Raw genomic sequence first — 14109 nt, 5'->3', positions numbered from 1 at the left:
ATAGATTCAAACAAGGAGATAAATAATCATTGCAAAATTGTTAACCACATCAAAGGTGCGGTTAACAATTTAACATATTGAAATAAATAGAAAACATTTAACCAACAATCAAACATGGGTCGTTGCCGTGAATTGTATTTAAAACGAACAATTTTTTACAAGACTTATATTAAGCGATCGAAAGCTAACATCACTTCTTGGCATTTCATCACACGTCCATGCCCTTGGTTTTGAGTCGTGATCAATGACACATTCGCGATTTCTTGTGCTGCTTTTTTGGAAACGGAGTACTTGGTGAACTTATCACGCTCGTCGTGAACAATCATGGTTTGGGAGTCACGCAGAGCCAATTTTTGATAGGGGTCTATCGACTGAATCGGATAACGATATTGCTGTTCAACTTCAGTAACAACGGCTTCAAACAATGTCATGGAATAGCCTGATCTCGCCACACTACCAAACAAGTTATCAAGATAATCGAGCACTGGTGCGATCAATAGCATTGGCGTATGAGCAATTTTATTGTGACGACATTCCAAAGCCGCTGCGGTCCCCATACTGTGGCCGACCACACCCACTACATTATCAACACTATCTAATATCGTTTCTAACCCGCCAACGAAGGCAGGAATATGCCCATGTATTCCATCACTTTCTCCATGAGCGGGGTGATCATACGCCAAAGCCGTGAAACCTCGCGAAGCAATATGTTCCATTAATGGGTAAAACTGACTCGCTGTCCCAGACCAACCATGGGCCAATACCCAAACTGGTCCAGTGCCCAATTGATAAGTCTTGAGCGTTCCTTCGTGTGACAACACACTACTTTTTACCAGTCCTTGCGGCTCTTGGTTTTTCGGTTGAGTCCTTGCAGGTGTAAGCAACAAACGTCGTGCTACTTTTTTAGCATGGGCTGGTGCAACCGTATGATGAAGACGGGTAGTTACATTGACCAACGTGCGCTTCAAGCTAAATTTGCTTGAGGTATTAAAGTAGATTTTCTCACTCACTATCTTTCTCCTTGCGCCTTAAAATCAAACGCTCCTAATATTTTAAGGCCAAAAAAGGTCGTCAAAACATATCCGGTTGACGACCTCTTACGATTGCATTGTCGGTAGACTTACTTTTGAAGTCGCTCTTTAGCTTCTTCGACTTTTGAGAAGTCCAACCCTAACTCTTGTACCGCTTCTTTAATCAAAGCTGGGTTTTGCATCACCTGCCCCATCAACAGTTGAAGTTTATCTTGAGGTAAACCCAGTTGGCTGATGGTCGCCATCGCAGCAAACGGATTTTGGGTCAATGTTTGGAAAAGCTCGTTGATCTGCTCGTCGCTGATATTGTTCTCTTTCAACATCGCAAGAATCGGGTTCATAGCACTACCTTTTAACTACTAAATGAAATAGAAGGTCAGTCTAACATTTGGCTCTACTCAGTTGTACTAAGAACTCACATCAACGCTTTCAGCGTGTAAGTACTACCATGGCAACGACTTTCCATCGTACGCCCAAAATGAGCCACTATCTTGCACGCTGGCTTTCTCTATTAGGCCAATCAAATCATGGGCGACACGTTGCGGCGTAAATAACTTCCCCGTAAGAACATTGGCCTGAAATGGCGCGGATAAAGCGGTATCCGTTGTACCAGGATGAAGTGCCAGCACCACACCATGTTTAACCATGCGTTGCCATTCAATCGACATGGTTTTTAGAAACATGTTTAACGCGGCTTTTGAAACGCGATAGCTGTACCAACCACCCAGTTGGTTGTCTGAGATGCTGCCGACTTTGGCAGAGATGGTCGCAAATTTCGGCGCAGCACTACGTTTAAGAGTCGCAGTGAAGTGCTTAGCGAGCAGCATAGTAGGAAGCGTATTCACAGCCATGGTTTGTTGAAAGAAATCACCATCTAATGCATTAAGACTTTTCTCTGGTCCTTTTTCTTGAGTATGCAACATGCCCACGCAGTTAATGACCCAGTCAACATCATTCAGTGCCTTACTCAGCGCTTCTACTTCATTTTCAACACTAGTATCAAGTTGATGCCAAGTTACTCGCTGATGGTGCCAATCAGGTTGAGTGCGACGATATGTGGCTTGGATCTGCGTATCTGGAAACCGAGCCACAGCCTCTTGTACCATCGCTAAACCAATACCACCATTGCCACCTACGATCACAATTTCCATTACAAATTCTCCAAATTCGCGATGTAATATTCCGCCGTATCCAAAATCGCTGTACGTTGCTCATGTTCCATATTGTCCCATGAACGAAAGATCATCCCGATACGAGGATTGCTCGCAAGGCGTGTTTGATGCTTATCCATAAACCGCCAGTAGAGGCTGTTAAACGGGCATGAACCCTTTCCGCTACGGACTTTATGGTCATAGTGGCAACCTTTGCAGTAATCACTCATTTTGTTGATATAAGACCCACTTGCCGCATAAGGTTTGGTGCCAACAATTCCTCCATCGGCAAACAGTGCCATCCCTCGAGTATTGGGCATTTCTACCCACTCTATTGCATCGACATAAATGCCGAGATACCACTCATCGACTTGATCAGGGTTGATTTCCGAGAGCAAACAGAAATTTCCGGTCACCATCAAGCGCTGGATATGATGTGCGTAAGCGTAGTCTAACGACTGTTTAATCGAATGGTGCATACACGCCATCTTGGTTTGCCCATTCCAGAAAAAGTTTGGCAGTTTTCTATTCGCATCCAGCGCATTTTTCTTCGAATAATTGGGCATGTTCGCCCAGTAGATACCCCGAATGTACTCACGCCAGCCTAGAATTTGCCGAATGAACCCTTCAACCTGAGAGAGATCAATATCAGGGTTAGAGTAAAAGGCGTTAAGTGATGCCGTGATCACTTCTTTGGGGTGCAATAATTTAGTGTTGAGCGAGAAAGACAACCGGCTATGGTAAAGGCTCCATTTAGCCTGATGTTGACTGATCATTGCATCTTGGAAGCGGCCAAACAACGGCAAACAAACTTGGCAAAAGTGGGCAAGTAAAGACAAACTTTGACAGCGATTAATTGGCCAGATCAACTCACCATTTAATGACCCAATGGTGTGAATATTATGCCGCTTTAACCGTTCAGTAATATGCCCAACATCCCGTCTAAATATCATGGGTTGAGGAAGTAGTTCGATATCGTTCGCTTTTAACTTGTTGCGGTTGTTGGCGTCATAATTCCACTTCCCGCCCATAGGTTTGCCGTCTTGCATCAAGATATCGAAGCGCTTGCGCATTCGACGGTAAAAATACTCCATCATGACATGTTTACCCTGCGGGAACTGCTGCTCAATCTCCTCAAACGGCAGTAGAAAATGCTCGCTATCGACACAACGTATCACTACATCAGTAATCTTCAAGTTGGCCATTTGAGCCAGTAAGCGGTATTCATCTGGGCGTTGGTACTCAAACTTACTCGCCCCCACGTTAGTCACGTAATGCTTAAGCATTTGATCAAGGTCGGCAAATGACTGAGTATCATCAAGCGTTAAATGCAATACCTGGTGCCCCTCACTTTGCTTCTCTTGCGCAAACTGTTTCATCGCCGAGAAGAAAGCACACACTTTTTGCACATGATGAGTAACATATGTGTTCTCTTGCTTGAGTTCTGCAATCAAATAGAGGACCTTATCGTCAACCTGCTGAAACCAAGAATGCTCACTGTTGAGTTGATCACCAAGAATCAAGCGAACCGTTTCAAATTGCATTAACCCTTCTCCACGCACTTATCTGCCACTACAGGTATTTATATTCCATAAACTGTTTATTACGAGCCACCAACGCCTAGAGATCATATTGAAAGCATTGAATAAAACTTGAAATGCTGCAAATTCTATTTTTAAGTCTTCGCGACATGTGGAAAAATGGTTCGGTTGTGATCAACTTCAAGGGATTGATATGGCAGCTATTATCGAACAGCTTCTGTTTTCAGCATCTATTACAGGCCCAATCTGTTTGATGTTGGTACTAGGGGTGATACTTAAGCGCACAGGGTTGATTAACGACAACTTCATTGATGTTGCCTCACGCATCGTTTTTCAAGTCACACTACCTGCGATGCTATTTCTGAGTATCGTCAAGTCTGAGCATGACTTTGCTTCAAGCGCGACGTTGGTAATCTATGGGCTATCTGCTAATTTCTTGTTTTTCTTATTCACGGTGGTGTGTACCAAGAAAACTTTTCATCGCTCAGAAGATCATGGGGTGATCATCCAAGGTGGCTTTCGTGCCAATACCGCGATTATTGCTCTTGCTTATGTGGCCAATGCCTATGGTGAGCCTGGCCTAGCCTTAGCGGCGATTTATGTTGCCGCGACGACCGTGCTTTACAATATTCAAGCAGTGATAGCCCTGACTCCACAAGGTGAGAGTACTGGCATCAAAGCGGCGGGGGTTATCGCAAAAACCTTAACCAAAAACCCACTGATTATCGGTATTTTGCTAGGTGTTATTTGCTATTCTCTTTCACTGCCAATCCCTAAAATGGTGACCGATGCTGGCCAATATTTCGCCAACATGACGCTACCGTTGGCACTACTGTGTACTGGTGGATCTCTAAATATTGGCTCGTTGAGAAGTGATAAAGCTCCTGCTTGGTTTGCTACCGGCTACAAACTGGTGTTAGCTCCTTTGCTGATCACCTCTGGTGCTCTATTTTTTGGGTTTAGAGGACTGGAACTCGGTTTAATATTTTTGATGAGTGCCTCCCCCACCGCCGCAGCCAGTTATGTGATGGCAAGAGCTATGGGAGGTAATGCAACATTGGCCGCCAACATCATTGCACTGACAACTGTGTTTTCACTGTTCACCTGCACGTTAGGAATTTTTGTGCTATCGAGCTTGCAACTAATTTAATACTAGCCTGCGCTCACAAATCAAAAAATAAAATGCTGATTATTCAAACAAATATTAAGTTTTACTGGAATTTGAATGGCGATAACGGGTAGCGTTAGGTTTATCATTTTTCACTGATGTCTGTTATGTCTTCTTCTCAAAAAATTGCGAGTTTGGAACTCGGTCGAGTCATTGCGATTGTGGCCGTCATTGCCCTGCACTGCCAAATGTTTCTTTCCTATTTTACCTATCAGGATGAGCCTTGGTTTGGCTATGTCTTTAATCAACTGACGCGCTTTGCTGTACCTCTTTTTTTCTTAATTTCTGGTTATTTAATTCAACCGAAATTGGTCGCAAGCCCGATTGTCACGTTAAAGCGTTATGCTCGACCTTTATTTCGCCTATGGGTTGTTTGGAGTGTGATCTGCTTATTAGTACCATTTAACTGGCCAACCGTTGCTCAAGACGGCTATTTAGCTGAACGAATTGGCTATTGGGATTATTGGTTGAGTAGCCCATTAGATGCCCTACTTGAAGGTGGTTTGGTGCACTTATGGTTTATTCCTGCACTCATTTTCGCGGTGGCGATTTTGGCTTGGTTGCTACAAACCAAACGAACCAATTTGATTATCCCGCTTGCTGTAGCGCTCTATATATACGGCGTACTGGCGGGCAGTTATCAAGCAGTCACTGAATTAAGTGCTCCCTTTTTTACTCGTAATGGCCCTTTTTTTAGCACCTTATTGGTCAGCATCGGCTTTATGATTCGTCAACACACCTATCAACTTAGTGCTGCGAAAGCATGCGTCATGCTTGGTTTAGGCCTACTCATGCATTTGGCCGAAGCCTACGCCTTACATCCCCATGACCAACTCTTTAATGCCAATGACTACCTATTTACGACACCATTGTGGGCAACAGGCTGTTTTTTACTCTTATTAGCCAAACCGAACTGGGGCAACTCGCCTTGGGTTTTTGCACTTTCACAGCGTATTTTAGGTGTCTATGTCAGCCACCTCCTTGTCGCGATTTCAATGATGAATATCGCTGGAATATTAGCACTACAAGATGGCATGAGAGATTTGTTTGTGTTTACTGGCACCGTAATCTTTACTCTATTACTGGTAATAGGAATAGAAAAAACACCACTGCGTTCAATACTGCTGCGTTAACCAAAAAGGGATAAACGAATGACAAAATGGATGTCGTTGGTGTGCGTGCTCTTTTCAATCACCGCCAGTGCTGCCCCCTCTTTAGAGTGGCAGTTTATAAAAACGGATAATGGCATAACCCTCCACTCACGGAATCACAGCGATGGTTTGGTGGAGATCCGCACCCAAATGTTTGTCCCGACATCGTATTCGGCTTTTTTGCTGTTATTGGAAGATAGCGAACGTGTGCCAAAGTGGATAGATAACGTCAGCCACAGCAAAGTTCTTAAGCAGTTGTCTGCAAACGAGAACGTTGTGTACACACAATTTTCCGCGCCTTGGCCCGCTAAAGACAGAGATATGGTGACATATTCAAAATATGCGCTGAAAGATGGCGCATTAAGGTTAGAAATCTACGATGCACCAAATTACTTGCCAGAGCAAAGCGGTTATATTCGAATTACGCAGGTCAAAGCGAACTGGACACTGCAGAAACTAACCGATGGCATGACGCACATTGACTACATCGCCTTCGCCAACCCAGGAGGGGCATTACCAGATTGGCTAGTGAATAAGCTTTCCGTCAACAGCGCTTTTGCCACATTTCAAGGATTGCGTAGAGAATTGCCCGCTTACCAAGGCAAACCACATCCTAACCTGCAGGAATGAGTGATTAACCTAGAATTTTATCAAACGGCAGGTAAATGAGGTTGAGCACCATTAATGCAACCATTGCAGCAAAGGTTAATTTCATGCCCGCAATACGCCCTTTTAATTGGTCACTCAAAATGGCTTTTGCATGTAATATGCGACCAATCACGAACGCCATACCAACGCCATGAATCCACCACACACTGGCACCATTAGATTCCAATAACGCCATTAAGATAAGTGTGATAGGAATATATTCAGCCGCATTACCCTGCGCACTACGCGCCAACTGCAATGCTGGCACACCACCATCGGCGTATTTGACTTGGTTAGCACGGCGCTGTTTGATGACTTCAATAGCCAGCCAAATCAGTATTGCCGTCAGGATAATGGCATAGAGAGCAGTGATCATAGCGGTGTATCCGGTTAAGAAAATAAGTGATTAGTGTATATGAGGTTGATAGGTAGAATCCAAATAAATAGTAAAACGCCCCAAATGGGGCGCAGAGAAGTGAGTCTAAGTACTGCTGTCGTCGGTTATCAATCCACCCAGTCATCACTGCTAGTGAAACCATCGATGTATACCATTGGCGTTATATCATTCATAAATAACTTAACTTTTTCATTTATTTTTTCTTTTTCCTCTTCATTCAAAGTATGAACATCAAAAGCATACTCTCCTGATAAACCTTTATAGAGAGCATTATAGAAATACTCATTCTCACTGCCTCTATTAGAACGATGGTATTTATATTTTACTGTGCTTGTAGAACCCAGCTTTAAAGCTATATTTATTAATCTATCACTCTCTTCCTGTGCTGTATCCTCTAACAAGAAGGATAATTTATTTATGGCAGGTATATAATTGTTATTGGCCGCAACCGTTAACAAATCGATGGCTAATTGGTACTGCTCTACGGTTTTGGATTCAGACTTATTTTTACTCGGCGAATAAATTAAAATGGTATTCACATAGTCCATTAAGGGTTGGTAATAATGTGCTTGAGAAAAGCGAATCACCTCTTGAATATACTGAGCCCTAGTCTCTTTTGATTGATCTAACTGTTGCTGTTTTAGTAAAAAATATTGAGCACGTAAATCGCCTTGTGCAGCAAGTTTTTGAAAACCCTCAATCGCAAGATTTATATTATTTTTATTACAAACATTAGCCTCGGAGGAGGATGTATGTCCAAGCGACTCCGCTACTTGCTGATCTAACTTTATATTTCCCAAGTAAGCACAACTTTCACCCTTATCAGAAAGTTCTAATGCAGCATAAGGGTTGCCCTCAAGCAGTGATTTCTGTAGTAATGAAATAACTTCGCCTCTCTTCTGAATGCTTATTAAATTTATTCTGGCATACCACACCATGGCATCAGTACCCCCTTGGACAATCAAAGGTCTTAATATCTCAGGATTAACAGAGCCATGCTGCAATCTGATTAAAAAATCATACATCTTATCTCCCGGCTTTACGGTGCTCGAAATATAAGGGTCAGCTGATTTTTTATTAACATTCTCGGTAATAAATGGCTGAAATAGGGCAATATCGTCTTGTGGGTTAGGCTTACAAGCAACCAGCCCGACCATAACGGTCAGCAGTAAGACAAGACGGACAAGTCGTTTAAGATAAAGCTTCATAAATACTCCAGTTGATAATAATTTCATCCGTTTGTACGAGATCGTAGTGATTGGGCGCAAGCCCCGTTTCTTTTATCACTTGCGCTTTTTGGCCTACTACCGGATTTTGCACAAGACCGCTCGGGTAAGCAAAATACTCGGTTGGCTTTTTAATTCCGACCAGCAAACCGCTTTGGTACGATTCATCATAACGAGTTAACACCATATTTTTGCAGAGTGTTTCACTCGCTCTATCAAAATCATTAGAAATTTTCTTACGCTCGCTGAAATCATAAGCTTGCACAAACCTAGCCAAATTAAGCCACTGCGCTTGATAGGTTTGCCATTCCACCTGATGGTCTTTTTTGCCTGCGGGAAGTTTGCCCATCGCAATTAAAGTTTCTTTCCACTGTCTCTGGTTGGCTTCCTCACCAACACTCTTATCCGCCGCTAGCCATTGCATAATTTGTACAATGGCTTGGACTTGAAGTTGATTCGCTTCGTGCTTCGTTCTGGATTGATGTTGAACTAAGCTGCTTAAAATATTACAGAGCGTTTCTGGAGGTAACTTTATAAGCCAAACTCTCATTCTTTCTTTTTCTATTTGGTTTGTTGTGTTTATACGTTTGGCTAAAAACGGCGCATACTCTTTACTCAGTACCTGTTGCTTATAATCAGCCAATACAGTCACCGGCATAAGTAACACCTGCGCCAAATTCAAACCTAAGCCTACCGCTAGAGTCATCAGGTCATTGAGTTCGTTGAACGTGTCATTGACCCCGTTGGCATCCGCCTCGCCAAAAATCGCTAAACGGCGAAAATGGCTTTGCTTTAATACCCCAAGTAAGCAACCAATAAATTCATCGGCGGCGTAGGCATCCAGATTGATCGCCACTTTACCACTACAACCGGGCCCAACCACTAAGCCCGCTGAAGCGACCAAGATGATAACCCCACCTTGGATCAGCAAACGAAACTCAGCATGATAACCGGCGCCAAATGAGCCAGACAGTTTACCATCAATCGAGCCTAATTTTTCGCAGCTTTGGGTGTATTACTCTGCGTAACAAATTTTACCTCAGGGGGTGCCCAGTAAACCGTTGCACCTAAAGTGCCTCCCGCTTCCACTCCTGCAAACGCATCAACAGAAACAGCAGCTTCCCCTACATAGCCCGCCGCTTCGGCACTCGCAAGGTTTGCTCCGGGCAAGGCATAGCCATTATAAACATTGGCATCCAATAGCCCTACCGTACTGCCTTTAATACCAAAACCGTCACTCACATCACTCGGGCCGATTGCCAACTTAGCACTCAATTGGCATGAGGCCGCTGCCAGACCATAAACTGAACCCGCGATACAAACCCGCAGATCACCAGCTTTATAGGTGTGTTCATGATTGTATTTATCGATATAAGTTAAGTTAATCCCATACCCTTTCACTTTTTCAACCTGATCTTCCTTCACCATTTTATTATCAGGCAGAAGCGGGAGCCAAAATGAAAAACTGAGCTGACCTTGTAGGGCGGTGAACTGAGCCGATATTGCCCCTGAGCTACCGATATCCCGTCGTTTTTTGCTTAAATTTTGGTAGGAGCTTAAAGGGGTATTCAGTTCGGTCTCCGCCTTGGTTGATAAACGCAGCAACTGCGCTCCAGCATCGACAGAATAGGCGGACGTTTCACCATGCGGCCCAATGCCGCCTTGGTGATGATAACTATCTTGCCAAAAGGCAGTATCAAACCCAGCACTGGCTTTTAATGGCATTAAATCTACTTTACTTTCAGGCTTGGTGAGCGCTGTGAGTGCGTCCTCCACAGATCCTGCTTCTACAATGTTTTTTCCGTTTGATTGCGGTGCATTAAAAGTGATTTTTTCAGTAATGACTCGAACGTGCCCCGCCGCTAACATAGACAGTGGATCGCCATTACTCTCTGGCATTAACCAGTGTGGACCCCGAATGTAGAACACTTTACCATCCGAGAGCAAACAGCATTCCACCGCTTGAATGTCGTTGGTTCCGGCTTTATTGATAAAGCCCGACTTATGCTTTTCCTTAGGCTCAAACGTAGTTTCATCCCATAACAAAGTAAGTGCCGGCGGCATCTGGCCCGCATTGCCCAACGTAAACTCTAAACTACCAGCGCCTTGCGCCGCCTTGTTTTGAGCCAAAGATTTTAGATAATTCAAGCGAGCGAGAGCGATTTTTTTAACCCATAGCAATCGCCTAAATAATTCATCAATAGGGGTTGAGCTGCTAGTACCCAAAACTTGTGACAGTGCTTTTTTATGCTTAATTACAGTGGCATTAACAACCGCGATCAATGCTTTTGCTGTGAAATAAGACCACGCTGCTGGGCCTTTAACTATTCTATCGAGATTGACGGCCACACTATCATTATCGAATTGGTCCCCTGCGGTTTCCACATATAAGTCGTTGATCAGTTGACTGTTATTGATAATGTCTAAGGCATCCCCCGATTCTCGCCAGTGCTTCACTTTTTTTAACGCTTCGGGTCCGCAGGCTACGCCTGACTCCCCTTCTAATTGGTCTATAGTTAAACATTGCTCTTTAATGACGAAACCATAGTGGTTGATGCTTTTTAGGCCCATTGCAGCTACAAACTGCTTTTGTTTATCAAGAAATGCTTGCTGCTCTTTACTATCGAGCGAAGTCATGCGAGCCCCTTGCTCTAGAGCTTGTTGTAACCGTGTTGGCCACTGCTTTAAATAAGCCCGAGAGTGTTGATAGCTGCTGCGCAGCAATTGTTGATCTGATTTATCACGGTTTAGATGCAGTTGCTGTATCAATAAGGCCAATGTTTTTTGATGGGCACTGGTAAAATATTCGAGCTTTTTATCGTAAACAAACTTACTGCCGTCATCTGCAACATGATTTTTGGCCGCCTTTTCAGCCGCTTTTTCTAGTCTTTCGATCTCTTCTTCAATTTTTTTAATCACCAGTATCCGTAACTGTTGATTAATGTTTTTTTCAAACAAAGGGCCTTCGGGTGATGGCCGATATAAAGAGCTGAACTTTCCGTAGTATAAATGGGTGTTTTTTGCTTGTTCTCGATTAGATAACTTCTCGCGAGTTTCTTCCAGCGGCACTCCAATCTGTCTAGCCACTGTGATCAAATAATCATTCGGATTGGTTCCATCTACTCTGAATGCTTCATTTTTGATCACCAGCTTAGCAAGCAACAGGGCCTGATATTTTTCAGCATCGACTGACGTCATAAACTGTTCGTGAACTTTGGCGGCAAACTTTGAGATCAACCCCAACTTATTGAGATTTTTCATAGTGGCTTGTGAATCATTCTCGACAATGGCTTGCGCCATGTATGCCCTTTCTTCCTCAACCTTTTCTTTTGCTTGCTTAGTCAGTGCATACCACGCTTTTTTGCCTGTCTTAGGGTGAGCAGGAATATACAAGATATCATCATATTGCTTGGACGGCTGACACGTATCATTTCCACCGTTCAAAGCCGTTGGCGGCTCAACCAATTCAATACGCGAACCGTCAAATTCAATTGGCTTGGTTAAATCTGGCGGCAGTCTTAAGACGTTACCTTCATAAATCAGATTAGGATCTTTAATTTGTTCGCTGTTAAGTTTGATCAACTCATCAAGTGGAATATTGAAACGCTGAGCAAGCAAGCTTAAGCTATCATTTTTTAAAATCGTATAGGCATTATTGGACATGTTTATACCCACTGCTTAAAGATAGGAGAGGTCAGAGTAAATGGTTGGCTTTGCTCTGGCTGAATAGGTGAATGATGTAGAGTTTGCCGTTGATGTGCATGATTAACCCAATGAATAGCTTGAGCTGAACCCAAAAGGGTTACAATATCGATGTCATTAAGTTGCGATGCGGTCTGATTCCAAAAGGCATTGGTATAAAACCGTAAAAAACAGGCTTTATTGTCGATCTTAACTTGAAGTAATGACTGTAAATGCTCACTAAATGCTGAACCATCCTGGCTCGCATCAAGCTCAAAGATAACCGAACTTGAATCAAAATAAGGCAACGTTAACCATTTATCTAACACTGCCTTATCGCTACCCAAATTGACGACTAGTGGGCTTTGGTCATTCAAGTAATCAAAATCTGAACCCGCAAATAATACTATCGCCTGCTGAACAGCCATATTCCGAGTAACAACATCCATCGCATCTGGAATACGAATAGCATCAACCACTAACCAGTAATTAACGCCCTTGACTTGACTCATGATTCACCTCTTTCACACGGGCAATCTTCGCGAGCGCAGGCCCCATCGCTTTGTTTTTGACACATTTTTGCTATGGGCACATTCGCGATAGACAATGTGGACATGGTTGCTGCTGATAATTGTAACGGTAGTGGGTTAGGTGCTGACGGTGGCGCAATCATTTGATTTGGCAATGCTGCGGCAACACCGCCATACCCCGAGCCGCTGCCTGCGCTGCCGCCAGAGTTAAGGTTGATTGCCGAACCCACCAAATGTACGCCACCCGAGTCAACTTTGACGAAGCTGCCACCCGCTTTAATGGTGATTTCATTACCCGCATCCAATACCAGTTTACCGCCCGCTTTTAAGTGCACTTCACTACCTGAATCAAAAACCGTTTTTTCACCGATTTTTTGATGAAGTGAGCCGCCAATTTCGACGCTTTTATCCAAGGCGATTTTATCGCGGCTTTCGCCCTCGACCGTGAGGTGCCGGTTATTTTTGATGTGGCTGAACTGGTCGTTATCCACCGTCAGGTGACTATCGTGTTTGATGTGTGTGGTGGCGTCATTGAGCACCAGTGCTTCATAGTCTTTTTGCGCGTGCAGGTAGATTTTCTCTTGCGCCGCTTGGTCTTCAAAGCTCAGCTCGTTAAACCCTTCACCTTGGTGGGTTTCACTACGCAGCACGGTTTTGGTTTTGTTGTCTGGCAGCGTATAAGGCGCTTTGTTGCTGGCATGGTAGGTGCGGCCTGTGACTATCGGTTGGTCTGGGTCGCCATTTAAAAACGATACTATCACTTCATGACCAATTCTTGGGATAGCCATCATCCCGTATTGGCTGCCTGCCCATCCTTGTGACACTCGCACCCAGCATGAGCTGTGCTCATCGCCGTTTGAATATCTATCCCACGGGAAATGCAGTTTGACGCGGCCATGTTCGTCACAGAAGATTTCTTCACCATCAGGCCCCACTACATGCGCCATGCACGGTCCGTCCGTTTGTGGTTTGGTTCTGGGTGTAGCGCGCCACGTGATAGTGGCCGGGATGAGCGTGAATTGGTTGTTATAAGTGGTTGCGCCGCTGCCGCCCTCTTCTTCCAACGCTTGCGGCTGCTTGCCTTGATGATGCGCTTCAACCACTAACCATTCTCGGTTGGCGCTTTCATCTAAATGCTCTTGCAAGTCAAACTTGTAGCCCGCTTGCAACGCTGGGTGGTTACTTTCACCCGTAGCGGTGTGCGCTTCGCGTCTTAAGTACTGCAAACGAATTTGGTTAAAGGCTTTACCGTTCACATCGTCTTTAAAGCGACCGGGCGCATCAAAATGCTCGTAAGTGGCTTGTTGGTACTCCATCTCAATGCCTTGCGCTTGCTGGGCAAAAGAGTAGCTAGGCTTTTTGAAACTGTAATCGCGCAGCTCACTGTGGCTGGCTTCGGTTTGAGTACGCTGGGTAAGGTTGGAGACATAAGGGCTGTCCATCACCCCGCCCGACAACACATTGTAAGGTATCGGCTCACCATGTTTGGGCAGGCTTTGGCTGTCATCACTAAAAAACAGGGTGTGTTTGCCCTCTTCATGAATAACGCTATACACCAAACCTTCTTCTGCCGCCAAACGATGCA

At 44.2% G+C, this 14109-nt stretch carries 11 protein-coding genes and 1 pseudogene; 3 read left to right on the top strand and 9 right to left on the bottom strand.

The features are described from left to right. Nucleotides 1-164 precede the first annotated feature (164 nt). The 4 genes from HGG78_RS15135 to HGG78_RS15120 all read right to left on the bottom strand — a co-directional run bounded on the left by HGG78_RS15135 (nucleotide 165) and on the right by HGG78_RS15120 (nucleotide 3726). Nucleotides 165-1010, bottom strand: coding sequence for an alpha/beta fold hydrolase (locus tag HGG78_RS15135; RefSeq protein ID WP_172533383.1), 846 nt, complete (start codon nucleotides 1008-1010; stop codon nucleotides 165-167). Nucleotides 1011-1120: 110 nt separating this feature from the next. Then, nucleotides 1121-1372 (bottom strand): DUF2999 family protein, encoded by a 252-nt coding sequence (locus HGG78_RS15130; protein ID WP_053311602.1) that lies wholly within the window; start codon nucleotides 1370-1372, stop codon nucleotides 1121-1123. Nucleotides 1373-1474: 102 nt separating this feature from the next. Beyond that, complete coding sequence (locus HGG78_RS15125; RefSeq protein WP_172533382.1) at nucleotides 1475-2182, bottom strand: SDR family oxidoreductase; 708 nt, start codon at nucleotides 2180-2182, stop codon at nucleotides 1475-1477. After that, nucleotides 2182-3726, bottom strand: coding sequence for a cryptochrome/photolyase family protein (locus tag HGG78_RS15120; protein WP_172533381.1), 1545 nt, complete (start codon nucleotides 3724-3726; stop codon nucleotides 2182-2184). Before HGG78_RS15120 ends, HGG78_RS15125 begins: the two co-directional genes overlap by 1 nt. Before the next feature lie 190 nt (nucleotides 3727-3916). Here HGG78_RS15120 and HGG78_RS15115 point away from each other — a divergent pair, with 190 nt between their 5' ends. The 3 genes from HGG78_RS15115 (at nucleotide 3917) to HGG78_RS15105 (ending at nucleotide 6672) form a co-directional block, all read left to right on the top strand. Beyond that, complete coding sequence (locus HGG78_RS15115) at nucleotides 3917-4873, top strand: AEC family transporter (RefSeq protein WP_172533380.1); 957 nt, start codon at nucleotides 3917-3919, stop codon at nucleotides 4871-4873. A 125-nt stretch (nucleotides 4874-4998) separates the two neighbouring features. Beyond that, a complete protein-coding gene (locus HGG78_RS15110; RefSeq protein WP_172533379.1) occupies nucleotides 4999-6024 on the top strand; it encodes an acyltransferase in 1026 nt (341 codons plus the stop codon). Nucleotides 6025-6042: 18 nt separating this feature from the next. Beyond that, on the top strand, nucleotides 6043-6672 hold the full coding sequence (locus HGG78_RS15105; RefSeq protein ID WP_172533378.1) for an START domain-containing protein: 630 nt from the start codon (nucleotides 6043-6045) through the stop codon (nucleotides 6670-6672). Nucleotides 6673-6676: 4 nt separating this feature from the next. Here the strand turns inward: HGG78_RS15105 and HGG78_RS15100 are convergent, their stop codons facing one another. The 5 genes and pseudogenes from HGG78_RS15100 to HGG78_RS15080 form a co-directional block, all read right to left on the bottom strand. Continuing rightward, nucleotides 6677-7066, bottom strand: a complete 390-nt coding sequence (locus tag HGG78_RS15100) for an MAPEG family protein (protein WP_171980084.1) — start codon at nucleotides 7064-7066, stop codon at nucleotides 6677-6679. 128 nt (nucleotides 7067-7194) lie between these two features. Next, on the bottom strand, nucleotides 7195-8295 hold the full coding sequence (locus HGG78_RS15095; protein WP_172533398.1) for a sel1 repeat family protein: 1101 nt from the start codon (nucleotides 8293-8295) through the stop codon (nucleotides 7195-7197). Next, nucleotides 8279-11976 (bottom strand): annotated as a pseudogene (locus HGG78_RS15090) (LysM peptidoglycan-binding domain-containing protein). Before HGG78_RS15090 ends, HGG78_RS15095 begins: the two are co-directional and overlap by 17 nt. Nucleotides 11977-11978: 2 nt before the next feature. Continuing rightward, nucleotides 11979-12506 (bottom strand): DUF4123 domain-containing protein, encoded by a 528-nt coding sequence (locus HGG78_RS15085; protein WP_172533377.1) that lies wholly within the window; start codon nucleotides 12504-12506, stop codon nucleotides 11979-11981. After that, nucleotides 12503-14109 (bottom strand): type VI secretion system Vgr family protein (locus HGG78_RS15080; RefSeq protein ID WP_172533376.1); only part of this gene is annotated, 1607 nt, incomplete at its 5' end. The genes HGG78_RS15080 and HGG78_RS15085, both read right to left, overlap by 4 nt.

The sequence above is a fragment of the Vibrio aestuarianus genome (assembly GCF_012395185.1).
Taxonomy (GTDB): Bacteria; Pseudomonadota; Gammaproteobacteria; order Enterobacterales; family Vibrionaceae; genus Vibrio; species Vibrio aestuarianus.
This window is presented reverse-complemented; position numbering and strand designations above follow the sequence as displayed.